This window comes from Exiguobacterium sp. s40 (assembly GCF_018617905.1).
Taxonomy (GTDB): domain Bacteria; phylum Bacillota; class Bacilli; order Exiguobacteriales; family Exiguobacteriaceae; genus Exiguobacterium; species Exiguobacterium mexicanum_A.
Genome location: NZ_JACSLC010000003.1, coordinates 76,608 through 101,531, shown reverse-complemented (window position 1 = coordinate 101,531; position 24,924 = coordinate 76,608). Strand labels below are relative to the sequence as shown.

29 protein-coding genes are annotated in these 24,924 nt (G+C 52.4%); 18 read left to right on the top strand and 11 right to left on the bottom strand.

Features of this window, described 5'->3' with window-relative positions; all coding sequences use genetic code 11:
* The first annotated feature begins 145 nt into the window (after positions 1-145).
* The 5 genes from KNP02_RS03635 (at position 146) to KNP02_RS03615 (ending at position 4,602) form a co-directional block, all read left to right on the top strand.
* Positions 146-739, top strand: a complete 594-nt coding sequence (locus tag KNP02_RS03635; RefSeq protein WP_214710222.1) for an FMN-binding negative transcriptional regulator — start codon at positions 146-148, stop codon at positions 737-739.
* Between the two features lie 105 nt (positions 740-844).
* On the top strand, positions 845-1,342 hold the full coding sequence (locus KNP02_RS03630; protein WP_214710220.1) for a hypothetical protein: 498 nt from the start codon (positions 845-847) through the stop codon (positions 1,340-1,342).
* Between the two features lie 170 nt (positions 1,343-1,512).
* Entirely contained in the window at positions 1,513-2,550 is a 1,038-nt protein-coding gene (locus tag KNP02_RS03625; RefSeq protein WP_214710218.1) for an iron-siderophore ABC transporter substrate-binding protein, read from the top strand.
* 4 nt (positions 2,551-2,554) lie between these two features.
* Positions 2,555-3,574 (top strand): FecCD family ABC transporter permease, encoded by a 1,020-nt coding sequence (locus tag KNP02_RS03620; RefSeq protein WP_214710216.1) that lies wholly within the window; start codon positions 2,555-2,557, stop codon positions 3,572-3,574.
* Positions 3,571-4,602, top strand: a complete 1,032-nt coding sequence (locus KNP02_RS03615; RefSeq protein WP_214710214.1) for a FecCD family ABC transporter permease — start codon at positions 3,571-3,573, stop codon at positions 4,600-4,602. Before KNP02_RS03620 ends, KNP02_RS03615 begins: the two co-directional genes overlap by 4 nt.
* A 47-nt stretch (positions 4,603-4,649) precedes the next feature.
* Here KNP02_RS03615 and KNP02_RS03610 read toward each other — a convergent pair whose 3' ends face one another.
* On the bottom strand, positions 4,650-5,399 hold the full coding sequence (locus KNP02_RS03610) for an SDR family oxidoreductase (protein WP_214710212.1): 750 nt from the start codon (positions 5,397-5,399) through the stop codon (positions 4,650-4,652).
* Positions 5,400-5,536: 137 nt separating this feature from the next.
* Between KNP02_RS03610 and KNP02_RS03605 the strand changes: the two genes are divergently transcribed.
* Positions 5,537-6,094, top strand: coding sequence for a TetR/AcrR family transcriptional regulator (locus KNP02_RS03605; RefSeq protein WP_214710236.1), 558 nt, complete (start codon positions 5,537-5,539; stop codon positions 6,092-6,094).
* A gap of 122 nt (positions 6,095-6,216) precedes the next feature.
* A complete protein-coding gene (locus tag KNP02_RS03600) occupies positions 6,217-6,615 on the top strand; it encodes a cytidine deaminase (RefSeq protein WP_214710210.1) in 399 nt (132 codons plus the stop codon).
* 36 nt (positions 6,616-6,651) lie between these two features.
* On the opposite strand, the gene KNP02_RS03595 is transcribed toward KNP02_RS03600, so the two are convergent.
* On the bottom strand, positions 6,652-7,368 hold the full coding sequence (locus KNP02_RS03595; RefSeq protein ID WP_214710208.1) for a polysaccharide deacetylase family protein: 717 nt from the start codon (positions 7,366-7,368) through the stop codon (positions 6,652-6,654).
* Between the two features lie 129 nt (positions 7,369-7,497).
* Positions 7,498-8,256, bottom strand: coding sequence for an MBL fold metallo-hydrolase (locus KNP02_RS03590; RefSeq protein WP_214710206.1), 759 nt, complete (start codon positions 8,254-8,256; stop codon positions 7,498-7,500).
* Between the two features lie 118 nt (positions 8,257-8,374).
* On the opposite strand from KNP02_RS03590, the gene KNP02_RS03585 reads away from it, so the two are divergent.
* A complete protein-coding gene (locus tag KNP02_RS03585; RefSeq protein ID WP_214710204.1) occupies positions 8,375-8,782 on the top strand; it encodes an Lrp/AsnC family transcriptional regulator in 408 nt (135 codons plus the stop codon).
* 38 nt (positions 8,783-8,820) lie between these two features.
* On the opposite strand, the gene KNP02_RS03580 is transcribed toward KNP02_RS03585, so the two are convergent.
* On the bottom strand, positions 8,821-9,540 hold the full coding sequence (locus KNP02_RS03580) for a GntR family transcriptional regulator (protein WP_214710202.1): 720 nt from the start codon (positions 9,538-9,540) through the stop codon (positions 8,821-8,823).
* A gap of 146 nt (positions 9,541-9,686) precedes the next feature.
* On the opposite strand from KNP02_RS03580, the gene KNP02_RS03575 reads away from it, so the two are divergent.
* The 3 genes from KNP02_RS03575 (at position 9,687) to KNP02_RS15065 (ending at position 12,649) form a co-directional block, all read left to right on the top strand.
* Positions 9,687-11,036, top strand: coding sequence for a 6-phospho-alpha-glucosidase (locus tag KNP02_RS03575; RefSeq protein WP_214710200.1), 1,350 nt, complete (start codon positions 9,687-9,689; stop codon positions 11,034-11,036).
* A 71-nt stretch (positions 11,037-11,107) separates the two neighbouring features.
* Positions 11,108-11,506, top strand: a complete 399-nt coding sequence (locus tag KNP02_RS03570) for a hypothetical protein (protein WP_214710240.1) — start codon at positions 11,108-11,110, stop codon at positions 11,504-11,506.
* 354 nt (positions 11,507-11,860) lie between these two features.
* Positions 11,861-12,649, top strand: coding sequence for a PTS transporter subunit EIIC (locus KNP02_RS15065; RefSeq protein ID WP_353047322.1), 789 nt, complete (start codon positions 11,861-11,863; stop codon positions 12,647-12,649).
* A 149-nt stretch (positions 12,650-12,798) separates the two neighbouring features.
* Here KNP02_RS15065 and KNP02_RS03560 read toward each other — a convergent pair whose 3' ends face one another.
* On the bottom strand, positions 12,799-13,071 hold the full coding sequence (locus KNP02_RS03560; RefSeq protein ID WP_214708929.1) for a hypothetical protein: 273 nt from the start codon (positions 13,069-13,071) through the stop codon (positions 12,799-12,801).
* A gap of 351 nt (positions 13,072-13,422) precedes the next feature.
* Between KNP02_RS03560 and KNP02_RS03555 the strand changes: the two genes are divergently transcribed.
* The 3 genes from KNP02_RS03555 (at position 13,423) to KNP02_RS03545 (ending at position 15,218) form a co-directional block, all read left to right on the top strand.
* Complete coding sequence (locus KNP02_RS03555) at positions 13,423-14,559, top strand: RNA-guided endonuclease TnpB family protein (RefSeq protein WP_214751445.1); 1,137 nt, start codon at positions 13,423-13,425, stop codon at positions 14,557-14,559.
* Between the two features lie 145 nt (positions 14,560-14,704).
* Positions 14,705-14,959, top strand: a complete 255-nt coding sequence (locus KNP02_RS03550; RefSeq protein ID WP_128123417.1) for a type II toxin-antitoxin system Phd/YefM family antitoxin — start codon at positions 14,705-14,707, stop codon at positions 14,957-14,959.
* Positions 14,952-15,218, top strand: a complete 267-nt coding sequence (locus KNP02_RS03545) for a Txe/YoeB family addiction module toxin (protein ID WP_214708933.1) — start codon at positions 14,952-14,954, stop codon at positions 15,216-15,218. The genes KNP02_RS03550 and KNP02_RS03545 overlap by 8 nt, the downstream gene beginning before the upstream one ends.
* Before the next feature lie 35 nt (positions 15,219-15,253).
* On the opposite strand, the gene KNP02_RS03540 is transcribed toward KNP02_RS03545, so the two are convergent.
* Positions 15,254-16,144 (bottom strand): helix-turn-helix transcriptional regulator, encoded by an 891-nt coding sequence (locus KNP02_RS03540; RefSeq protein ID WP_251130729.1) that lies wholly within the window; start codon positions 16,142-16,144, stop codon positions 15,254-15,256.
* A gap of 75 nt (positions 16,145-16,219) precedes the next feature.
* Between KNP02_RS03540 and KNP02_RS03535 the strand changes: the two genes are divergently transcribed.
* The gene (locus KNP02_RS03535; protein ID WP_214708937.1) at positions 16,220-16,738 is read left to right on the top strand and encodes a dihydrofolate reductase family protein; all 519 of its coding nucleotides are present in this window, start codon (positions 16,220-16,222) and stop codon (positions 16,736-16,738) included.
* Positions 16,739-16,788: 50 nt separating this feature from the next.
* Here KNP02_RS03535 and KNP02_RS03530 read toward each other — a convergent pair whose 3' ends face one another.
* The 4 genes from KNP02_RS03530 to KNP02_RS03515 all read right to left on the bottom strand — a co-directional run bounded on the left by KNP02_RS03530 (position 16,789) and on the right by KNP02_RS03515 (position 20,647).
* Positions 16,789-17,430 carry a hypothetical protein gene (locus KNP02_RS03530; protein ID WP_214708939.1) on the bottom strand — a complete coding sequence of 214 codons (642 nt, stop codon included), beginning with the start codon at positions 17,428-17,430 and terminating at the stop codon, positions 16,789-16,791.
* Between the two features lie 153 nt (positions 17,431-17,583).
* The gene (gntK, locus tag KNP02_RS03525) at positions 17,584-19,089 is read right to left on the bottom strand and encodes a gluconokinase (protein WP_214708941.1); all 1,506 of its coding nucleotides are present in this window, start codon (positions 19,087-19,089) and stop codon (positions 17,584-17,586) included.
* 216 nt (positions 19,090-19,305) lie between these two features.
* A complete protein-coding gene (locus KNP02_RS03520; RefSeq protein ID WP_214708943.1) occupies positions 19,306-19,899 on the bottom strand; it encodes a hypothetical protein in 594 nt (197 codons plus the stop codon).
* Complete coding sequence (locus KNP02_RS03515) at positions 19,883-20,647, bottom strand: hypothetical protein (protein WP_214708945.1); 765 nt, start codon at positions 20,645-20,647, stop codon at positions 19,883-19,885. The genes KNP02_RS03520 and KNP02_RS03515 overlap by 17 nt, the downstream gene beginning before the upstream one ends.
* 161 nt (positions 20,648-20,808) lie before the next feature.
* Here KNP02_RS03515 and KNP02_RS03510 point away from each other — a divergent pair, with 161 nt between their 5' ends.
* Entirely contained in the window at positions 20,809-21,657 is an 849-nt protein-coding gene (locus KNP02_RS03510) for a MurR/RpiR family transcriptional regulator (protein WP_214708948.1), read from the top strand.
* Between the two features lie 29 nt (positions 21,658-21,686).
* On the opposite strand, the gene KNP02_RS03505 is transcribed toward KNP02_RS03510, so the two are convergent.
* The gene (locus KNP02_RS03505; RefSeq protein ID WP_214708950.1) at positions 21,687-22,565 is read right to left on the bottom strand and encodes a manganese catalase; all 879 of its coding nucleotides are present in this window, start codon (positions 22,563-22,565) and stop codon (positions 21,687-21,689) included.
* A 202-nt stretch (positions 22,566-22,767) separates the two neighbouring features.
* On the opposite strand from KNP02_RS03505, the gene KNP02_RS03500 reads away from it, so the two are divergent.
* Positions 22,768-23,163, top strand: a complete 396-nt coding sequence (locus tag KNP02_RS03500) for a hypothetical protein (RefSeq protein ID WP_214708952.1) — start codon at positions 22,768-22,770, stop codon at positions 23,161-23,163.
* A gap of 106 nt (positions 23,164-23,269) precedes the next feature.
* Positions 23,270-24,790, top strand: a complete 1,521-nt coding sequence (locus tag KNP02_RS03495; protein WP_214708954.1) for an FAD-dependent oxidoreductase — start codon at positions 23,270-23,272, stop codon at positions 24,788-24,790.
* Positions 24,791-24,924 lie beyond the last annotated feature (134 nt).

Sequence of the window (24,924 nt, the reverse complement as noted above, 5' to 3'; positions counted from 1 at the left end):
AGCAAGCAAGTGGTGAGTAGTTCACTCGTCGGTTTCATAGAGATTCCTCCTTAGTTGAATCGCGTCATCTACTCTTTACCCTAGTTGGCATGAATTATACGGGAGGGCCAGTCAGTTGATGAACGAACCAGACAGGAGGAATACGATGTACGTCCCAAAACTTTACGCCGTGAACGATCCGAGAGAAGTGCATGATTTCTTGAAGGCGCATCCGTTCGGCACCATCGTCACGTATGATGGCCAAAAACCGATCGCGACGCACGTGCCACTCCGTTTCCATGAGGAAGAGGGCCGCGTCTGGTTCACGACACACATCGCCAAAAACAATCCACAGTGGCAAACGATTGAAGACCAGACCGTCCTCTTGATCGTCCAAGGCCCGGACGCCTATGTGTCGGCGTCGTGGTACGGACATGAGGATGTATCGACGTGGAACTATCAGGCCGTCCATGCATACGGACAGGCCACCATTTTAAATGCGGACCAACTCGAGGAAGATTTGGCCGGACTGCTTCAAGACCATGAAGGGGACCGGGAGCACGCCGTCGTCTGGGAGGAACTGTCCGAGCCGGTGCAGCGGCAGAAATATGGCGTCGTCGGGTTCCGCATCGACATTTCGGAGATGCAGGCGGCGTTCAAGCTGAGTCAGAATCGAAACGAAACGGATTATACGCGCATCGTCTCGGAGCTCGAGCGGGAAGGGTGTCCGATCGCGGATGTGATGCGTAGGCAACGATAATTTCGATTCATTGACCGGACGTTCGATTCTCGTCTACCCAAGGGAAGCAGTGAGGCGTATCATCAATCGTGGAATCAAATTCAATGATGAAGCGGGCGAAGACAGATGAACAAGAAACGGTTGATGAGGTTGCTAGGTTGGCTGATTGTCATTTTGGCATTGGTTGAACTGGCGACGGACTGGCCAGACCCACCGAACCCGTCGATTGAACACGCGTTTGAAGAACCGATTGCGTTTCCGTTTGAAATCACTCAGCGTTCCACAGAAGTCGACATTCAAGTGCCGCACTATCTTCATAGTTTCGTATTTCGTTATGTGAACGAGGAGACGGCACAAGAGCTGCGCTACATCGTCGATAAAGTCGTCGATGAACCTGAAGACATGGAGGACATCTCGTCATACGGAGACCAATACGTACTTGCTGACGGGACCTCTGCTTTCTATGATGAGGCAGAATCGACGTCCCAAGGGTTATGGTGGATCAACAAGGACGGCTTCACCGCCCGAATCATCTATTACATCGATGGCAACTCCGTCGAACTTGACGACGAGACCCGCTTACCGATCCAACAACTGATCAATTTGGCGAATCAAACGTTATGACGAAAGCCCGCATCGCTCAAAAGCAGAGAGATGCGGGCTCTTTTTATTTTCTAAAGAATATCTTGAAGTTCAGATTGACAGCGCTCCCGGATTCATCCTATACTCATAAATGATAATGATTATCAGTGTCGGCGTAAAACGTTGTCATAGAGAAAAAAGGGGATTCGAACATGAACAGCTACAAGAAAATGCTACATATGTTCATCATCATGTCTGCTTTCGTGCTCGTGCTCGCAGGATGCGGCGCGAACAATGAAGATGCAGCCACGACAGATGAATCTGCTGAGACGGCAGAAGGCTATCCAATCACAATCAAACACGCGTTAGGCGAGACGGTCATCGACAAGAAGCCAGAACGTGTCGCAACGGTCGGTTGGTCGAACCAAGACGTGGCGCTCGCGCTCGACGTCGTACCAGTCGGTTTCTCGGCTGCGAACTACGGTGTCCAAGACGGCAGCGGCATGTTGCCGTGGACGGCTGACAAGTTGAAAGACCTCGGTGAAGACAAGCCGAACATCTATCAAGATACGGACGGTCTCGACTTCGAAGCGATCGCCGACTCACAGCCGGACGTCATTCTTGCTGCCTACTCAGGCATCACGCAAGAAGATTACGACACGTTGACAGAGATCGCACCGGTCGTCGCATACCAAGAGACGCCTTGGGTGTCATCATGGCAGGACACGGTTCGTTACGACTCAATGGCCATGGGCATGGAAGAAGAAGGCAAACAGTTGATTGAAGACACAGAGAAACTCATCGCCGACAAGGCAGCTGAAGTACCGGAGATGAAAGGGAAGAAAGCGGCATTCGTCGCGCTCAGCCCAGACGACCTGTCGAAGTTCTACATCTACACGACGGGTGACCCACGCGGTGCCTTCATCGAAGAGCTCGGCATGGAGTACCCTGAGAACATCACGAGCCAAATCAAAGATGAAAACAGCTTCTACCTCGAGCTCAGCTCAGAGAACGCTGACATCTTGAACGACGTCGACATCTTCGTCGCCTACGGGAACGAAGAGACGTTGAAAGCACTTCAAGCTGACCCGCTCTACAGCAAAGTGCCGGCCATCAAACGCGGTTCGGTCGTCATGATCGAAGACAACACGCCGCTCGCGGCTGCTGGGACACCATCACCACTCTCGATCGAATATACGATTGACGACTATGTGAAACTCGTGTCTGAAGCACTCGCGAAAGTCGAGTAATCAAATGAATATGCCGAAGAAGTTACACACGCCGAGACGGTTCGGGCTCCTCATCGTAGGGTCGCTCGTCCTGCTCGTCGTCTGTATGCTCGCTTCGCTTGCTTTCGGCTCACGGACAGTCGGATGGGATGAACTGCTTGACGGTTTATTCCGTCCGGCTGTTCAGTCGTATGAAGCGGACATCGTCCGGCAGCGGGTCGTTCGAACGGTGTTCAGTTTCATGTGCGGGGCGGCACTCGGTGTCTCGGGCGCATTGATGCAGTCGGTGACGCGCAACCCGATCGCCGACCCGAGCATTCTCGGGGTCAATACGGGAGCGGCGCTGTTCGTCGTCGTCGGGATTGCCTTCTTCAACATCTCGACCGCGAGCGACTATATCTGGTTCGCACTTGTCGGGGCGCTCTTGACGGCGGCGTTCGTGTTCGGCATCGGGTCGCTCGGACGGGGCGGCTCGACGCCGCTCAAGCTCGTCTTGGCCGGCGCGGCGACGAGTGCGGCCTTGTCGTCACTCGTCATGGCCATCATGATTCCGCGCTCGAACGTCATGGACCAGTTCCGGTTCTGGCAAGTCGGTAGCGTCGGGGCCGGGACGATGGATTCGATTATGACGTTCCTGCCGTTCTTTATCGGCGGGATCGTCATCGCCATCTTGGCGGCACCGTCCCTCAACATCTTGGCGCTCGGGGAAGAGCTCGCCACAGGTCTCGGTGTCCGCATCGGCACGTTGAAAGGGATCGCCTCGTTCGCCGGTGTCATCTTGTGCGGGGCGGCGACGGCACTGGCTGGACCGATTGGTTTTATCGGTTTACTCGCGCCGCATCTCGTCCGCTTGGTCATCGGAGCGGATGAACGCTATATCATCCCGATGTCGGCACTGACGGGTGCGATTTTATTGACGTTCGCTGACGTGGCAGGACGGTTGCTCGGCAGTCCCGGTGAACTCGAAGTCGGGATCGTCACGGCGTTCGTCGGGGCCCCGATCTTGATCGCGTTGACGATGAAAGTGAAGGTGCGGGGCGTATGACGAACCAATCGATTCAACCCATCATCCATAACAGTCGTAAGCGCCGGCAACGGACCGTCTTCGTGACGCTCGTCTTGTTCGCGCTGGCCCTTACGTTGAGCGCGACGATGCTCATGCTCGGCAACACGATTTATCCGGTCGCGGACGTCGTCCGTGTCTTGTTCGGGGAACAAGTACCGGGCGCCTCGTTCGCCGTCGGCACGATCCGTCTGCCGCGCATGCTCGCCGGCGTCTTCGCCGGACTCGCGTTCGGGATCGCCGGGACGGTGTTCCAGACGATGCTTCGTAACCCGCTCGCCAATCCGAACGTCATCGGCATCACGACCGGTTCGAGTGCGGCAGCCGTGTTCGGCATCGTCGTCTTACAGGCGAGCGATACGTTCGTCTCCATCATCTCGATCATCGGCGGGCTGTTGACCGTCCTCACCATCTACTTCTTGTCGAAAGGCGCCGTCTTCTCGATCGGCCGGCTCGTCTTAGTCGGCATCGGGATTCAGGCGATGCTGACAGCGGTCATCAACTATCTGTTGCTCATCAGCCGCCAAAACGATGTCGGGACGGCGATGCGCTGGTTGAGCGGTAGCTTGAACGGGGTGAAGATGGAGACGCTCCCGCCGCTCATGATCGCGGTCGCGCTCTGCCTCCCGGTCATCCTCCGACTCAGCCGACAGCTCCAGATTTTAGAGCTCGGGGAGATGACGGCGACGTCGCTCGGTGTCAAGACGAACCAGACGCGCGTCCTGCTCATTGTCGCCTCGGTGCTCATGCTGGCGCTCGCGACGGCGACGACCGGACCGATCGCGTTCGTCGCGTTCCTGGCGGGACCGATTGCGAAGCGGCTCGTCGGGGACGGGCGTTCGACGATCATCCCGGCGGCACTCGTCGGGGTCATCTTGGTACTCGCAGCCGATCTCATCGGTCAGTTCGCCTTCACGGCCCGCTACCCGGTCGGTGTCATCACCGGCATGGTCGGAGCGCCGTATTTGATTTATCTCTTAATCCGGATGAACCGGAGAGGGGAGCTATAACGAGAAATGAGCCACATCCCGCGTTTGGATGTGGCTCATTTTTTGGTTTAGTACGCGGTCCAACCGCCGTCGATGGCGACGACTTGACCGTTGATGAAACTCGATTCGTCCGAGCCGAGGAAGAGGGCGAGCTGAGCAATCTCTTCTGGTTGTCCGATGCGTGGGTTGATGGCCATCCCAAGTTGCTGGCGACCGAACCCGGCCTGACTCATGTTCGTCATCGTCGAGCCGATGTTCGTCGCGACCGCGCCCGGTGCGATTCCGTTACAACGGATGTTTTGGTCGGCATACATGAACGCCGTGTTCTTCGTCAATCCGACGACGGCGTGTTTTGACGCCGTATAGGCCGCGCCGGCCCGAGCGCCGTACAAGCCGCCGGCCGAGATATTGTTGACGATGACGCCGTGACCTTGCTTCGTGAACAAGTCGACGGCGATGCGCATCGATTTCATGACCGACACCGTATTGACGGCAAAGATTTTCTCCCAGCGCTCGTTCGAGATCTCACCGACGGGCTCCATCCCGTCCATGATGCCGGCGTTGTTGACGAGGATGTCGACTTGACCGAATGTCTTCACCGTCTCGTCGAATAACTGCTGCAACGCTTCTTCAGACGTGACGTCCGTCTGGATGGCGAACGCTTCGCCCGAAATCCCCTCGACGACGGCCTGTGCCCCGTCGAGATTCATATCCGAGACGACGACGCGAGATCCTTCTTTCGCGTAAAGCTCCGCGATCGCTTTCCCCATTCCTGATGCTGCACCTGTGACAATCGCCACTTTCCCCGATAACCGCATGACTGTCTCCTCCTTTAATTGAACATGTGTTCAATAACTATTATAATGAATGTTAGAAAGCGCTTACAATCATCAAAAAATGAGGAACTGTTGAGTAATCAACATTTTAGGCCATAACTGTTGAGAGGAATGTGCGAATCATGAAGTCGGACTTGCGTGTCATCAAAACAAAACGAGCGCTTCATGAGGCGCTCGTCGAATTATTGAGGAATCGTTCACTCGAACAAGTGACAATTTCGGAACTTTGTCGTGTGGCAAATGTCAATCGGGGCACGTTTTATTTGCACTATGCCCGGGTCGAGGACGTATTCGAGGAGTACTTCCAAGAGATCACCGCCGACCTCGCCAAGTCGTATGAGGAGCCGTATCGTCATGTGAAGCTGCTCAATCCGCGTGAGCTTGAACCGTCGACAATCCGTATCTTTCATCACGTCCAGACGTACGTCGACTTCTATCGCATCGTCTTCTCGAAAAATGTGCCGCTCGCGTACTATTACATGTTGTTCGACGAGGTGCGCAAGTTGCTCCTCCGCGACACGGCGGCGCACAAGCAAGATGAGATTGACCATGAGTTGTTCTGTTCGTATCAAGCGAACGCCATCGTCGGGATGATCATCCATTGGGCCGAACGTGATTTTACAGTTGAATCGAATGAGATGAACGAACAGCTGGCAAAAATTTTGCGACTAAAGTGAAAGCGTCATCAAAAAGTCGTTGACGTGGTGATAGGTGGCGGTGTATGCTAAGAATCCTGCCCAAAAAAGAGAGGCCGGGAACTGGCATCAGTTCATTTCGAGTCAGAGAGGACAATGATCCCATGAACCAACAACAATTAGTCGAGCGTGCCCGCCAATTGAAAGAGAACGCCTACTCGCCGTATTCAAACTTCCGCGTCGGAGCGGCGCTTCTTATGAAGGACGGAACGGTCATCGACGGCGTCAACGTCGAGAACGTCTCGTTCGGTGCGACGAACTGTGCCGAGCGCACGGCCATCTTCACAGCGGTCGCGCAAGGTTATAAAAAAGGCGACTTCGAAGCCGTCGCGGTGTCAGGTGACACGGTCGACTTCTTGCCGCCATGTAGCATCTGTCGCCAAGTGCTCGTCGAGTTCGGCGACCCGGACTTCAAAGTGTTGCTCACGAACGGCAACGCCGACGTGAAAGAAGTGACGCTGGAAGAGCTCGTCCCGCTCGCGTTCACAGAATTAGAGATGTAATAGTAATGCCCCGCATCCATCGATGCGGGGCATTCTTTATTGATTCGGTTCCCACGGATTGAAAAAGTTGTATGGGGGATGAACCCCTTCTAATGTCCGGAACTCATAGTCGCGTTCTTTCGCGTAGCGGATGATTGTATCGAGCGCTTGCGGTGTCATCGAGTGATCGTGTGCCAAGATGATCGAGGCGATATTCATCTCGAAATTTGCCTCGAGCCGGTTGAACACACGCTGCTCGATTGGCGCGTTGTCTTTCTTATAGATGTGATCGAGACTGCCTACGTTCCAGTCCCAAATCTCAAAACCGGCCTCGTCCATCGCTTGCCAGTGCGCAGGCGTCATGCCTGCGTCACTACCGTAAATCGTACGAGCCATATTCGTATGGATGCCTGTCACTTCATAAATGAGACGTTGCACGTCCTTCATTTGACGAACAGCCGTCATCGGCGACGCGTAAAACTCCTCGCGCACGTGTGTCATCCCATGCAAGGCGATCAGATGGCCTTCAGCGACGATGCGTCGGATGAGATGCTCATTCCCCTCGATGTTCTTCCCAAGGATGAAAAAGGTCGCTTTGACCCGATGCTTCTTCAAGACGTCAAGCAGCGCTCCCGTCTTCCGGTTCGGCCCGTCATCGAGCGTCAAATAGATGAGGCTACGGTCGTTATAAGCTTTCGGTTTCGGAATCGCCGCCTGTGTGAGGGAGCTGATTAACAAAAAGATAGACATAAGCAAAATGACGCGTTTCTTCATTCTCATAAAACTCCCTCGAGGCAAAAAACGGGTGACATGGCATCGGTATGAAGCATAGAATACCACAAAAAGGATTCAAAGATGAAGCTAAAAATGCCCCTGACGTGGGAGGTCAGGGGCATCGTATCGTTAGCGTGAAATCATCTCGCCGTCTTCAGGAATGATCAGTCGCTCGGCGAATCCATGTTCAGCCGCATAGGCGCGTAAGTCAGGACGCGACAACTTCCAATGATTGACCGCTTCCATATGGACCGCGATAATCGTCGCGGCTGGAGCCGCCTCATGCACATGGCGTACGTCCTGTTCGTTCATGACGAGCGACCCGCCTTCGACGAATTGGTTGTCCCCGGCGTTGACGACGATGACTGCTGGTTGATGCGCCTGAATCGTCTTGGCGACTTCGTCATACCAGACCGTGTCCCCGGCGACATAGAGCGTCTGTTCCGCAGGATGGGTGAAGACGACACCGCACACGTAACCGGCCATTTCTAAAATCGGTCCGCGACCGTGCTCCCCTGCTGTCTTCGTGAGTCTGATTCCTTCGAATGCTGTCGTGTCGCTCAACATGGTCACGTTCGTGAAGCCGTCGCCTTCGATGACAGTTAAATCGTCCTCGTTTTGCACGAACAGCGGGATCGCTTTCGGCAGAACTTGTTTCGCGACCTCGTCGTAGTGGTCGAGATGCAGGTGGGTCAAAATGACGGCATCGACGCCTGTCAGAATGTCGTCGATCGCGATTGGCAGGTCGGCCAATGGATTAGCGTCTTGCCGTTCCGAGTTCGGGAACGGGGGATAGGCGCCTTTTTCCCCGAGGAACGGGTCGATGAGGAACGTCTTTCCGGCGTATTCGACGCGGAGTGTGGCATTACGGATTAGTTGCACGTGCATAGAAAAATCTCTCCTTTTAGCTATAATGTATGTACAGTCTAACAAGTAGCCGTCGTTTCATACATAACACGAATCAAGTGTTTGGACGGATTGGCTTGAATCGTGAAAGGAGTCACCTATGCTCGATCCAACAGACCGCCTCATCCTCGAGGCGTTACAGGCGAATAGCCGGATAACGATGAAAGAACTCGGGGCACACGTGCACTTGACCGGGCAGGCGACAGCGACGCGCGTCAAGAAGCTCGAAGATCTCGGCATCATCGAAGGGTATACGATTCGCGTGAACGAGGACAAGCTCGGGTTACCGGTCCACGCGATGATTACCATCTTCACATCGAGCACGTTTCACGACCCGTATCTCCTATTCCTCGAGGAGCACCGGCCGTACGTCCGCAATAACTACAAGGTGAGCGGGGACGGCTGCTACGTCTTAGAGTGCCGATTCCCGTCGAACCAAGAGCTGAACGCCTTTTTGGACGGGCTCAGCAAGTACGTCAATTATAAATTGTCGATCGTCATTAACTGACGAAGGACCTGTGAATCGCTGTGATTCACAGGTCCTTTTTAATGTCTTCGTCCGGCGCGGATGATGAAGCGGTATTCTTCACTCTTGAAATACGTTTCTGTGAACTCAAACCGACTGCCATCCATAAGAAACGAATAGAGTTCGACTTTGAGTACGGGCGTTCGTTCACTCACTCCGAGCATCTCGGCAATCTCTTTTGTCGGGAGCACCGGGATGAACTCTTGGACGCTGTCCGCAATCTTGAACTGTTTGACTTCTTCGATATAGGCGTACTTCGATTGCGACATCACTTCGTACGTCAAGTCGGGGAACAGCTTTAGCGGCAAGTATGTGTCCTCGACGATGAGCGGTTCGCCGTCTGCGAATCGTTGGCGCCTCACGTAGAAGACGAGCTCGTCATCTTCGAGTTCGAGTGCCTCTCGCACTTTCTCACTCGGTGGCTGCAACGTGAAGGTGAGTACTTTGTTCGTCACTTCTTTCCCTTCTCGTTTCATGTCTTCTGTGAAGCTTTTTAATTCGTACATGTTGTGTTCAATCTTTTCGGACTGGACGTATGTGCCGCTGCCCTGTCGTTTCCATAAGAGACCTTCCTCTTGGAGTAATTTGACCGCCTGCCGGACAGTCACTCGACTGACGCTAAACTCTTCGACCAGTTGAGCCTCGGTCGGGATCGCCTCACCGGGCGCCCACGTGCCGGACTCGATAAACGTGCGCATTTTGTGGGCGACTTGTTGGTAGAGCGGTGATTTTGCTTTCATGACTGACCCTCCGATTTCGACCTAAATTCATACTTCCAGTATACACAAAGTAAAACGTTTTCAAAAATATTGTTGACATTTAAAATAATATGTATTAAATTTGTATTGTAATCAATAAGATATGTATTTGAAAGGGGAACGCACACATGAAACAAGGACAACGCCTCGTCGTCGTCGGTGGCGGCAGCACGTACACAATCGGTATGATTATGAGCTTGATCGAAGAGAAGGGTCACTTCCCACTACGTTCAATCACGTTTTACGATACGGATGGTGAGCGCCAGGAGCGTGTCGCCAAAGCGACTGAAATCATCTTGCGTGAGCATTACCCAGAGCTCGAGCTGTTCGAGTATACGACGGACAAAGAATACGCCTTCCGCGACAAGGACTTCTTCTTCGTTCAAATTCGAACGGGCGGCCTGGAGATGCGCGAGAAAGATGAACAGATTCCGCTCCGTCACGGCGTGGTTGGACAAGAGACGTGTGGACCGGGCGGGATGTCGTACGGGATGCGGTCGATCGGGGACATGATTGATCTCGTCGCAGACATCCGCCAAGGCTCACCGGACGGTTGGATCTTAAATTATACGAACCCGGCCGCAATCGTCGCCGAGGCGTTGAAGCGTGCCTACCCGAATGACAAAAAGATTTTGAATATCTGTGATATGCCGGCCGCAATCATGGTAAGCTACGCGAAGATTCTCGGCAAAGAGATTTGGGATCTCGTGCCGGAATACTTCGGCCTCAACCACTTCGGTTGGTTCACAGGCATCTATGACAAAGAAGGCAATGAGTTGACGGAAGACATCAAGCGCGCCATCTTAGAGGACGGGTTCATCCCAGAAGACGCAGAGATCGCAAACGACCCATCTTGGATCAAGACGTTCAAGCAAGTCGAGAAGATGCTCACCGACTTCCCGGAATATTTGCCAAACACGTATCTTCAGTATTATTTGTATCCGTCCGACATGGTGGAGAAGGAAGACGTGGAGAACACGCGGGCCCGTCAAGTCATCAACGGCCGCCAGCAACGGGTCTTCTCGATGTGCGATCAAATCATCGCTGACGACTCACTTGAGAACGTGCATCTTGAAGTCGACATCCACGGTTGCTACATGATTCGCGTCGCAGCGTCACTCGCCTACAACAATGGCGACATCTTCATCGTCATGGTGAAGAACGACGGCATCATCGCTAACTTGCCGGATGATGCGATGGTCGAAGTGCCGGCGATGCTCACGAACCGTGGACCGAAGCCGTTCGCTCTCGGACACATTCCTCGCTTCTACAAAGGGATGATTGAAGGACAGCTCGCCTACGAACAGCTCGTCGTCGACGCCTATTTCGAGAACAGCTATGAAAAGGCACTCCAGGCACTCACGCTCAACCGGACCGTCGTCGATGCGCCGGTCGCCCGTCAAATCCTTGACGATTTGATTAACGAGAACGAAAACTATTGGCCGGCCCTCAAACAACGGGAGACGATCGCACGCTAAAGACGAAGGGGAGTTATTCCCCTTTGTTCGTTTTGTGAATTGATAACGCTTACATATGAAGAGTGAATCAAATGAGTCAATGGTTCGGGGTATTTCAAAAATTCGGGAAGGCGCTCATGGTACCAGTCGCGCTCTTGCCGGCGGCCGGTATTTTACTTGGTCTCGGCGCGGCGCTAACAGGTCCGCTTGCAGAAAGTTGGACGTTTTTACAGAACGGGACGGTCGAAACGATCAGTGCCGGGATGCTTCAAATCGGGTTGAGTATCTTCGCCAACTTGCTCGGTTTCTTTATGATGCTCATTTGGCCGCCGATTCAAACCGGCCTCACAGCGATGGCGAACGTCATCGCGAGTGATGCGACGAATCCGGCTTACGTCGGGTTATACGGAATGCTCGAACGCTTATTGATTCCGACCGGATTACAGATTTTACGAGCGGGAAAGCCCATACCGGGCATAGCCCGCCTTTAGGCATGGAATGAACGTGAGTTCGGATGTGAAAAACATCCGACATTCGGGTATATATATCCCATAGACAAGTACAAGTCTCTAAAACGCCCGTGTCCATCGCTCCTTGAGAATCGTATCCGGTTCGGTCACGAAACCATGTGACCGGTAAAACGATGCCTGTCGTCACGTAAAAGACGCTAAAACATCAGGTGGGCACACCTGCAACGACCTGTGATGGATGGTAACAGTCCATCAGCCTGAGAACCTATAGGGTCTGTCTCAGGAGGGGTGATGGCACACCCTCATCTGAAGGCTTGAGCAAAACAGAAATGGACTGCGCTCGCACAAGCACTTCAGAATCCCACGGTTTCAATCGTGGGAGTGTCAAATCACATCTGGTACGCACCGTTCTTATGGACGTCACTTGGCGGCACGGCGACGGTTGACGGTTCGATTGTGAGCGGGGATCAATATATTTTCCTCGCCCAAATCGCAGAAGGTGTCGACGTGACGGCCGGACGCTTTATGGCCGGCAAGTTCCCAATCGTCATGTTCGGTCTTCTTGGAGCGGCGTTCGCCATGTACCGTCAGGCCGACCCGGACAAGCGTCCCGTCGTGCGTGGCCTCTTGCTCGCAGCGGCAGGGACGGCGTTCTTGACCGGGATCACCGAACCGATCGAGTTCACGTTCTTATTCATTGCACCACTTCTTTACGTCGTGCATAGTGTGTTGACAGGGGTGTCGTTTGCGCTCATGTACGCTCTTGACGCCCATATCGGCTGGGCCGGTGGCTCGGGATTGATTGACTATGTCTTGGTGAATGTGTTGCCAGGGACGCCGCGCTGGTGGATGAACCTCGTCGTTGGGGCCGGATTCTTCTTCGTCTATTACGGCATCTTCACGTTCGCGATTAAAAAATGGAACTTGGCGACGCCAGGTCGAGGGGAGCAAGAGACGAAACTGTTTACCCGCAAAGACTACAATGAAAAGAAATCAGGAAAGACATCAATCCAAACGACGGCACTTGCCATTCAAGAGGCGCTCGGTGGCCGTGACAACATCATCGATATCGATGCCTGTTTCACACGTCTCCGTATCGAATTGAAAGATGTGTCCCAAATCGATGAGGACGAGTTGAAGGCACTCGGGCAGCCGGGGTCGTGAAAGTGAAAAATAACATCCAGGCCATCTTTGGAGGACGCTCGGATTTGTACAAGAATGAGTTGCTCAAACTGCATAAAGAGATGGACCAAGCGAATTGAAAAAAGAGCTCAACCGATTTACGGTTGGGCTCTTTGTCCGAGATGAGAAGGTTAGTTCATAACCGACGAGGCACGATAAAATTGAGCGCCTTTGATGAGTGTCGAAGCGACGAGACCGATAGCGAGCGGCAGCGTGATGACGCCAATCCCTTGCTCGGTGACAATCATGTTGCCTTCCTCATAATAGCCTTTCAAGTAGAACAGCCCAGAACCAATCGTCTCGTTCAGCTCGAGCGTCGAGACGTTAAGGTACACCATGATAGCGAACAATGAGATGACACTGATTGAGATGAATAGCGTGGAGAATGATAGTTTATAATTCATAACAAGACTCCTTTTTTATGATAGCCACATATCGATTTTACCATTAAATTACATTTGTAATATGAGTCCAAGGGGTTATCTTTTTATTTATTTTAAGAGTACATATTAGAAAACACCTTTCTTATTTGTTCAAATTTAACTAAATTTGGCGAGAATTCTCCCACCTCTAAGCGTCTCGGGCGAAGCCCAGCGTAGGTGGGAGATGAATCACCTGGTCCCACATCCACGGGCTACCCCTGTGACAGATATAAAGAACATAAGTTCGTTATTCTGTCAGATTTCCCTTCCCCCATCGCGGGTATCGGATGAGGAAGGCGTTCATCACAATCATCGGCCGAGAGGAGGGGAAACATGTTGAAGGGCTATAAATACCGGCTCCACCCGACCGTGGCACAGGCCGAGTTCCTGGTCCGGACGATCGGCTGCGCCCGCTTCATCTACAACAAATTGCTCGAGGACCGCATCGCCATTTACGAGGAGGCGAAGGCGGGCGACGGGCCGAAGCGCAAACTGCCGACACCCGCCTCGTACAAGCCGCTGTTCCCGTTCCTGTGCGAGGCGGACAGCCTCGCGCTCGCGAACGCGAAGCTGCACCTCGACGCGGCGTTCGCGAAGTTCTTCGCCGGGACGGCCGGCTTCCCGGTGTTCAAGTCGAGACGGAAATCGCGCGCGTCCTACACGACGAACAACCAGCACGGCACGATCCGCATCGAGGCGGGAAAAGTCCGTCTGCCGAAGGTCGGGTTCATCCGGTTCACACAGCATCGCGACTTCGACGGCGAGATCCGCTCGGCGACCGTGTCGATGACGAGGACGGGCAAATTCTTCGTGTCGCTCCTCGTCGAGCAGGACGACGAGCCGTGGGTCCCGGCCGGGCACACGGTCGGGATCGACCTCGGGTTGGAACACTTTGCCACCATGACGAACGACGCCCTCGTCACGGAGAAGATCGCGAACCCGCGCAACCTGCGACAGGCCGAAGCGCGGCTGAAACGAGCGCAACGCGCACTCTCCCGCAAGAAACCGGGCAGCAGGAACCGTGAGAAGGCCCGGCTCCTCCTCGCGAAGAAGCATGAGCAGGTCAAAAACCGGCGCAACGACTTCCTCCACAAGCTGTCGCGACGCATCGTCGACGAGAACCAAGTCGTCGTGGTCGAGACGCTGAGACCGAGGGAGATGATGCAAAACCGCCGCCTGGCGAAGTCGATCGGGGACGCCGGGTGGGGCGAGTTCGTCCGCCAGATGGAATATAAATGCAAATTCTACGGGCGGACGCTGATCAAGGCCGACCCGTGGTTCGCCTCGACCCAGGTCTGTTCGGCCTGCGGCGAGAACGGTGGCAGGAAGGGCCTGCATATCCGTGAGTGGACATGTGCCGCGTGCGGCGCGCACCACGACCGCGACGTCAATGCGAGCCTCAACCTGTTGCGCCTCGCCGAGGATATCATGTCTTCAGGGCAGGGACTGCCCGATGAGCTTGGTCAATAATCGTAGCTAGTAAAAGTACGATCTTCCCAAGAAGCTCCCACTTCAGGTTGCGAAGCAAGCAAGTGGTGAGTAGTTCACGTAGTATCGGTCAGTTGTTTTATTGTACAAAAAAAAGTACAATTGGAACATGGAAGGAGTGGTTATAATGTCTACAATTACCTATAGTGATGCACGTAAAAACTTCAAAAAAGTATTAGATCAAGTTCACGAAAATAGTGAAGCGATTGTCATCTCACGAAAGAATAGTGAAAATGCGGTCATTATGTCGGAACAAGAATACGAGAGCTTAATGGAAACCATTTATTTGTTAAGAAGCCCGAAGAATGCAGAGCGGCTATTAGAATCTATTAAACAGATTGAACATAATGAAGCTACAGAAAGAGAATTAATGAATGAGTAAATCTTTATTTTTCACTGACAATGGGTGGGAAGATTATTTGTATTGGCAAAAAGAAGATAAAAAGAAATTGAAGCGAATCAATTTGTTAATCGAGGATGTTAGAAGAAACGGAAATTTGAATGGGATTGGTAAACCAGAAGCATTAAAAGGGAACTTACAAGGTTTCTATAGTCGTAGAATTGATTCAGAGCACAGAATCGTCTATCGAGTTACAAATCAATATGTAGAGATTTTACAATGCCGTTATCACTACTCATAAATGGACTCAAACCTTTGTTGGTATGAGCCCATTTTTTATTCATACATATCCCATAACCTTTCGGCGTGCTCCCGCATCATCTCTCTCAGTTCAGTCGGCTCTAAGACCTCGACTTCCGCCCCGGCCGCTAGCAATTGTCGCGACAAGAACGGGAGCTCGGCTTCCGGTACGTCCCACTCATTCTTTTCGCCGATATCGGGTAATACGTCTTCAAGTAGACGACGGCCAAGCGGGGTGATGGTGAGCCGAACGGTCACACCGATTCGTTCATTACTCGCCTCGAGGAGCATCGCCAAGTCGTCCGCTTCGAACGTCTCATCAAGTAGGCGCATCGCTTCGATCCGGTCGATGCGATATTGGCGCAGTCCGTACTCCGAGAGGCCGTACACGTACCATTTCAGATCGAGAAGCGCCATCCCGACCGGAGTGACGGTGAACGTGCGTGATCCTTTCGTCGTCGCGTATGTCATCTCGATATTCCGCCGTTGCTCGACCGCTTGAAACACGTCTTTCGTGAATGGGGCCGGTGGAACGGTTTTGTTTCCGAGCCAAAGGATGTTCTTTTCGAGCCGGGCGATTTTCATCTCGAGGTCGTGGGGCAATTCGTTCACATACCAGTCCGACAGCGTGTCCCGCATGTCACCGAACGGCACGTCCGGAATTTGTTCCATCCATTTGAGGGTGAGGTAGAGCGCAACCGCTTCCTGTTCTCGGAGCTGGAGCGGGGGCAAGAGCCGATTCGGTAACATCTCATAGCCACCACCTGTTCCGGGGACGCTCCAAATCGGATAGCCGAGTTCCTCGAGCGTCAGCATGTCGCGTTGAATCGTCCGAACCGAGGCACCTGTCTCAAGAGCGAGCTCATCCGCTGTGAACCGTTGCCCGCGATTCAACAATCGAATCAAGTGCAGATGTCGTTTTTTCATTTTATCCATTCCCGTCATGTTTTGTCGTGTTTGTCGAGTAAGCTGAATGTATCACGAATCAAGGAGGAATTCATCATGGCAAACGTCGTCTTATATATCGCGACGAGTTTAGATGGAAAAATTGCCCGCCCGAACGACCAACTCGATTGGTTGTTCGCGGTCGAGGGAGAAGGGGACAACGGCTACGCGGACTTCTTCCAAACGGTCGGCGCGGTCATCATGGGGCGGAAGACGTATGAGGAAGTTCTCGTGCTTGAGCCGGACGGTTACCCATACGATAAGATTCCGAACTATATTTTGACGCGGAGTCCGGACCGGGAAGCCGAGCACGTCACATTCACTGACGAGCCGATCGAACAGCTCGTCAAACGGTTGAAGCAAGACATCGACGGAGACATTTGGATCGTCGGAGGAGGCGAGGTTATCAAGGCCGCAATGACGCACGACTTGATTGACAGCTATGAGGTTGCTATCGCCCCGGTCGTATTAGGCGAAGGGATTCCGCTCTTCCCGGAAGGCACGAAAGAGACGAAGTTGAAACTGACGAGCCAACGCGCGTCCGGACAGTTCGTCATGGTGACGTACGAGCGGTGAAGAAGTATTAAAATAGGCAGGACATCTAACCAGATGACCTGCCTATTTACTTAAGATATCGCGGGGAAATCTTCAAACTGGTATCCTTTATTACCCATGTAATGTCCTTTAAGTATAGAAATGGTCAAGAAATCATGAATTAGTTTTTCTGCTGTCGTATCTATAAATGAATTGTTCTTACAATCATACATACCTAAATATAGCTCATTCGACTTGTTGTCAACATCATATCCAATTGTCCGTAAATAATGATTAATACTTTCTTGTTTTTTTAATCGGATGCGTTTGGCTGTTTCTGCATCGCCTTTCATTCGGTCTGAGAATTTTATTTTTTGTTTGAATGTAATTACATCATTTTCGTAACTTGTAGTTAAGTTTATTGAAAATAATGGGCCCGATGCTGATCCATAATTGCTGAAGCAGTTTATTCGATAATGACTATTGATGTTTTCGTATATTTGAAGAGAAACTTCTAATTCTTTATTATGTAATTCAAAAGTATAAGAGAGGTAATCCGAGAGAAGTTGGAATGGCTCATTAATATATTGCAACTTTCTTTTGACTCCGTGTACTCCTGATATAGTGTTATCGCCGATGTTTAACACAATTTGGTTAGCGCTAGCATTAATTAGTTTTTGTGATAGACGTTTAATCGTTTTATACTCATCATCAACTTCCTGATAATATGTCATATACCTAAGACTCCTTTATTAGTTATGGATGAACAATTATAAAAGCAATACTAGTTTATTTTATATTACAGATTGCGCAATTACCCTGAAACGAAATTTATAAATCTACTAAAACATCCAAGATTCCTCAATCTAGAGGAATCTTGGATGTTTTCATACATGCTTTCGCTGAAACGCGGCAATCGCTTCATACTCTTCCGCGAGATGACGCGAGAGCCGGATATAAATCGGCAGCAACTCCCGGTAAATCGTTGTTGCTTCATGATTGGGCGCATGCTCATGAGTCACTTGCGGCACGGCCGTGAAGTCGTCGATGTCCCCAAACGCATACTCCCCGAGCATGACGGCACCTAAGCACGAGCTCTCATGGCTCTCCGGCACGACGACCGGCGTATCGAAAATGTCGGCCATCATCTGGCGCCACAAGCTTGACTGGGCGAACCCGCCCGTCGCGTGAATCCGATTCGGTGCGCCCGTCAACTCGTCGAGAGCCAGCATGACCGTATACAAGTTGAAGATGACGCCTTCTAACACGGAGCGGATGAAGTGCTCACGCTTATGGTGGATACTCAAGCCGAAGAACGAGCCGCGGGCGTTCGAATCCCAAAGCGGCGCCCGTTCACCCATCAAGTACGGGTGGAACAACAGACCGTCCGAGCCCGGCTTGACCGTCTCGGCGATGCGCGTCAACACATCATACGCGTCCATCCCGAGCCGTTTCGCCGTCTCGACCTCACTCGCCGCGAACTCGTCGCGGAGCCAGCGCAGGATGATGCCGCCGTTATTGACCGGCCCGCCGATGACCCAATGCTTGTCGGTCAAGGCGTAACAGAAGATGCGTCCTTTCGGGTCCTCGACCGGTTCCCGGACGACCGTGCGGATGGCACCGCTCGTCCCGATCGTGACGGCGACGACACCGGGTTCGAACGCCCCAACCCCGAGGTTTGACAACACCCCGTCGCTCGCCCCGATGACGAGCGGGAAGTCCCAGCCGAGCGTCTCAACAACATCCGATTTAAGCGTTAAAATCTCGGTCGTCGGCACGAGCTCGGACAGTTGCTCCGGTGTGACTCCGGCGACGTCAAGCGCCTCCGCATCCCAGTCGCATTCTTTCAAATTGAACAGGCCCGTCGCCGAGGCGATCGAGTGGTCGATGAAGAAGCGCCCGGTCAGGCGATAGAAGACGTACTCTTTGATGGAGACGAACTTGGCCGCCTGGCCAAACACGTCCGGATGCTCGGCTTTTAACCAACGCAGCTTCGATAGAGGCGCCATCGGATGGACCGGTGTGCCGGTACGCATATGGAGCGCACTCGCATCGAAGTCGAGTTTAATTTCTCGCGTATACGGGTTGGCCCGGCTGTCGGCCCAGGTGATACTGTGGGTGAGCGGACGACCTGACGCATCGAGCGCAATCAAGCTATGCATCGCCGAACTGAACGAAGCGAATCGGACCGGACCATCGGCTTTGGCGCGGACGGCAGAAATCGCCTCGAGCACGGCCCCGTAGATGACGACCGGGTCTTGCTCGGCCGTCTCCGTGTCCGGGGTGAGGAGCGGGTACAGCACGTTATGTACCGCGAGTTGTTGCTGGTTATGAAATAGGACGGCTTTCGTGCTCGTCGTCCCGATATCGACGCCAATCGTGTACACACACATCACTTCCTAACATGAATAGTGAAGGGCTGATTCAACAGACGACCTCGATTGAAATGAGTGTCGTACCCGACTACTACATTTCCCTCTTTCCCATAGGTGTAATCGTTAACAAAAACTGAGCAAGAAGTGGAGAACCGCGTGATGCCTGATTCTAAACACGTTTGTGTTCAAACAAAATCGTCCCTCCTATAAACAAAGGAGGAACGTTCGAAGAGGTTAAAGCGAATCAAACGTAGCAAAGATCTTGTCGACGACGTTGTCGGCAGTGACATCCATCAGAGGGGTTTGTTTGGTAATTATTTTTTCTACATCCCAGTAGTTCCGATGACTGTAATCTTGATTAAGTGGAGTAAGGATGGAAAAATCATTTTTGACTGTGATTTGCATCGTGTTTTTATTATGGAGAGGGTCGAAGAATCTCCAATGGTTTGCAGGCGAGCATCCCTTACTCCAACCCTGCATCGTTTCGGTGTCATATATAAATTTAGATAAGCGAATGCATGGAAGAGTCGTATTGCTCATCTCTGAATCTTCATCGTATAACTCGATTTCCATAACATACAGAGGTCCGTCCCGCCATTCATTTTCAAATTCGCTATGATCTCGATCTTGGAAGATGAGGATGAAGTCGCCGATAAACCAACCGGCGAAATCATTGTCCGATTTATAGCGTAGGAACTTATCGACAACACTTACATAATGACTCTTCTCGGGTGCAATGGTTTTCGTATAATCCATCAATTTATGTACATTCTCATAGGTTTTGTAGACGACGTGAAAGGCGTTTCTAACATTATCTGTTGAGTTCATAATAAAGCTCCTCGTGGATAGATTGGTCTGTCGTAAAATCAATTTCAACGTGATGGGATACAGCAAAATTAAAGTATGCATTTCCATGGACGATGGGCGCACGGTTTACATTCATATCGATGAAGTCTTCAAATCCTTTCCGAGTCAACAAATCGATTAAATCCTTGATGATGATTTGTTGAAAGGGGTCGAGACCATTCAATTGTTTCAATTCATGCAAGAAGTCTTGCCAAGACACATAGCCAAGCATGACGTCTTTCTCGATGATGTCGTGTTTAGAATCTTTAATGTCTTGATAAACAAATCTGCACATATGTCGATCTGCCACAAAAAGCAGTATTTTGTTTTTCTTACCACCTTTTCGTGAAATGATTCGAGATTCTCGCCCCAATTGATGTTTACTCTCTTCTGTCGGAATAGAGTCTGTCTCATCTACCGAGGAAAGGCCGCTCAAGAATTTTACTTCGATTCCGATAATCGTATCTTCAAAAGTTATTAGCGCGTCTAGTTCCCCATCTTGATCGTACGGCCAAAATTCAATTACATTTGCCCAGTACTGAATGTTGATTTGGTGAATGCACAATTTGATGTCCGATGAAGTAACCGCATTTGCTAATATTTTTCCGATACCTTCTGAAAATGGGATGTAGCGTAACGCGCCAAATACGTTACCCGTTAAATTGTCCTCCAACCGTTCTGATAAATTTGAACCGGTACGACTGACTTTGCCTTTGATTTCCGCTAACAACACATCACCTCCTATGTATTACATGTGCGAACATATTCAAAGAGTTCGTCGAAAGTAATTATTTTCCTTTTTGTAAAGCATTCATTTCGGTGAAGGAGTTGTGTCATTAATTGCGGATTTTTTTTCGAAACGGTATCGTAAAAAGAAAAAGGGTGAGACACATGGAATCGATGAACGGCCTGGCCCGCATCCGTGGCGCCTATACGACACTGAGCAAGAAAGAGCAACGCATCGCCGACTATATCTTGAAACAGCCCGAACGCATCATCCACCATACGATCAACCAAGTCGCCGACGACCTCGACGTCGCCGAGTCGACCGTGTTCCGTTTCTGTCAGCGCGTCGGCTTCAAAGGCTATCAGGCGCTGAAGATCGCGCTCGCCACCGACGTCGTCGCGCCGCTCCAAGACATCCATGAAGACATCTCAAACGAAGACACGCCACATGAGATCGCCGAGAAAATTTTCACCTCGAACGTGAAGACGCTCGAGGCGACACGGCAAATCTTGGACGCAGCCTCGCTCGACAAATCGGTCGCCCTGCTGCTGTCGGCGAAGCGCATCGAGTTCTTTGGCAGCGGGGGCTCGGCCGTCATCGCGCTCGACGCGTATCATAAGTTCGTCCGGAGCGGATTGTTCGTCACGGCGAACCTCGAGTCGCACATGCAGCTCATGTCGGCGTCCCAGCTGACGAAAGACGACGTCGCCGTCCTCATCTCGCACTCGGGCGCCTCGAAAGACACGCTCGACGTGGCGAAAGTGTTGAACGAGCGTGGCGTCCCGACGATCGCCATCACGAATTACGCGAAGTCACCGCTATCGAAACTGTGTGACGTCGCCCTCTATACGGTGTCGCAAGAGACGGAGTTCCGCTCCGAAGCGCTCGCCTCCCGAATCGCCGAGCTCAGTCTGATTGACGCCTTGTTCACCGTCGTCATGATGCGACGCGGGGAAGAGGGGAGGGAATCGCTCCAGAAGATGCGCGAAGCCATCTCGCTCCGGCGCATGTGAAAAGGCTGACCCTCGGGCCAGCCTTTTTCTTATTTCCGTTTGATTTGATCTGCGACTTTCTTGACGACTTTCTCGACACTGCCCGGGGCGTCCAAATCGTGATGGAGCGTCTTGTCCGGGATGTCCATGACCGGTTTCTGGCCTTGCGGGGCCGGGTCGCTCAAATAGACGAAGTCGCCGGCACCGTCCGGCGCGCTGCCGGTCGCCCATTTGCCTTGGCTCGACTCGTCGCCTTCCGACAAGTCCCAGAACTCGAGGCCGTGTTTCTCGGCTTCTTTCTCGTCTTTCGCCGGGAAACTTGCTGGCACGATGACGCCGTTCTTCTCTTCGAGCTCATCGATGGCCGCCATCCATTGATATTGGTGGTAGCGGTCACGGGCAAGCATCTTGCGGAACACTTTCCGGACGCCTTCGTCTTTCGTCATATGGTACAGACGGGCGACTTGGAGCCGGCCTTGCGTCTCGGCGTGTAAGTTCGAGCGCATGTCGGCGAGCAAATTACCGCTCGCGACAATATACGACCCGTTCCACGGTACCCCGTTCGAGTTCGTCGGCAGTCCGCCGAGCCCGCTGACAATCAAGTGTTGCGGGTTCATCCCGCCAAGGATGGCCGCCGTCGCCGGGTCTTTCGCCGCCTCGGCCTGGTCGTCCGGTGACGCCCCGTCGAGCAGTTGCGAGATGAGGGCGCACAACATCTCGACGTGCCCAATTTCCTCGGTCCCGATGTCCATGAGCATGTCCTTATACTTTTCTTCTCCGCGGCAATTGAAGCCTTGGAACAAGTACTGCATCATGACGGTCATTTCCCCGAACTGACCGCCGAGCACCTCTTGGATTTGACGGGCGAGCTGTGGGTCGGGACGATCGACTTTCACTTCGAACTGCAATTCCTTCTGATGACGAAACATGGAACTCCTCCTTTTTTGAACAACTGGTAAATGCACGACAAGGATATAGTTCCACTCTCAAAATAAATAAAAACCTAAAATTTTGAAAAGATTTGGCAGATACAGGTGGGGGTATAAGCATTGTCAGAGGGTTATAAAGTGCAAAAGGGTGGAATTAGTATAAACAGATTGATTTTCGCTTACACAGAGAGGAACGACAGACATGGATAACCTTAACTTCTTGACGACCGAGCACTACGACGTGTTCAAACAGTTGGCCCAGCGCCTCATTAATCCCGGAGACGTCAAGAAAGAGTATTTCTCCGCCCTATACGTGATTGCCGGGAATGAGCGGGTACGGAACCTCCTCTTGCCGTACATGGACCTTGAGCAAGGCAAGATCAGTACGGCCAATATCATCGACGACAACACGTTCGAGAAGCAGGATTTCATTCTCGTCAAACTCGTCATCCATCTGTACAACAACAAGGAGTGGGTGCTCCCGACCGAGCTGATCACATTGCCGGAAGTGGACTACCAGCTTGCGATGCAGGCCATCACCCTTTGCCGTGACCAACAGTTCGATGAGATTGTCATCCCGAGCGACCAAGAGACCTGAGCCAAGAGACCTGAGCCAGGTCTCTTTTTTTGTTTCTCGTTCTCGAATGAAGGGTAATTCATCCATGCATTCGAAACCGTTGAATTTTCTTGGAGGAGGGACACGTATGTTACAAGATTTTCCGAAATCGTTTTGGCGCGACGTCGAGGTAAAGACGCTGAAACCGCTCAACGAAGACGTCAAGACAGAGGTTGCCGTGGTCGGGGCTGGCATCGTCGGCGTACTCGCCGCACTGCAGTTGGTTGAGCAAGGCAAGCAGGTTGTTCTAGTCGAAGCGGCCCGTTTCGCGACTGGCACGACTGGTTACACGACGGCCAAAGTCTCGGCCCAGCACGGCGTCGTTTATACGGAGCTCGTCAAATCGCTCGGGGAAGACAACGCCCGACTGTATTACGAGGCCAACATGGACGCGCTCCGTTTCCTCGAGAAACAAGTCGACACACTGAACATCGACTGTGACCTCGAGCGCCAGCACGCCTATATGTATTCTCTCTCGTCTTCGAGCTCGGCGAAACTACTCGAGAAAGAAGAAGAGGCGTATGAACAACTCGGAATCGACGGTGGTGACGCCACGGACGAAGTGAACGGTCTGTTGCCGTACGACGTCAAGAAGGCGACCGTCATGCGCGACCAGATCCAGTTTCATCCGGTTAAATACTTACAAGGGCTGATGGACCGGTTCCTCGAGCTCGGAGGGACACTCTATGAGATGACCCGGGTGACCGGCATCGAATACGGGACGCCGAACCGACTTGATACGATCACGGGCCACACGATCGAGGCGCAAGACGTCGTCGTCGCGACCCACTTCCCGTTCAACGACTTCAAAGGCCTCTATTTTGCGAAGATGGAAGTCGAGCGTTCATACGTCGTCTCGGCCGAGGTCGACATGTTCCCGGAAGGCATGTTCATCAGCGTCGACAAGCCGAGCCGCTCGCTCCGGCACGTCAAACTCGACAATGGCAAGAAGATGGCCATGTTCGGGGGCGAGAACCATTTGACGGGCCATAAGGAAGAGACGTTGGCCTGTTACGAGAAGCTCGGCGAGTTCGGGACACGGCATTTCGGTACCGAGACGTTCACCCATCATTGGTCGGCGCAAGATTTGATCACGCTCGACAAAGTGCCATACATCGGGCGGATGACGAACGATACGCCGCACGTGTTTGTCGCGACCGGCTTCTCGAAATGGGGGATGAGCCAAGGGATCGTGGCGGCCCGACTCATTGCCGACCTGGTCACGAATCAACCGAACCGCTATGAGGAGCTGTATGATCCGACACGTTCGAAATGGAAGCTTGCGGACGCGGCCCGATTCATCAAGACGAATGCCGATGTGGCCAAAGAACTCGTCAAAGGAAAATTGAAGCCGGCGGACAAACGAGTGGATGAGCTCGGTCTCGATGAAGGTGCCATCGTCAAACATAATGGCGAACACGTCGCTGCCTACCGGGATCCCGACGGACACGTCTCGATGGTCGGGTCGGCCTGTACGCACATGGGCTGTACCGTCAACTGGAACCAGGCCGAGCGGTCGTGGGACTGTCCTTGCCACGGCTCGCGTTTCAAACCGAACGGGGAAGTCATTGAAGGACCGGCCGTCAAATCCCTTCCGGACAAGGCATGAAATCAATTTGTAAATATTTCTAGAAAATCATGAGATCAAGTCATTACCGAAGCCGACTTGAGGTCCAGCATTTAACAGTCCACCTTTCCATTGTGATGGTTTGACTCTCATCATGTTCGTCCGATAATGACCGT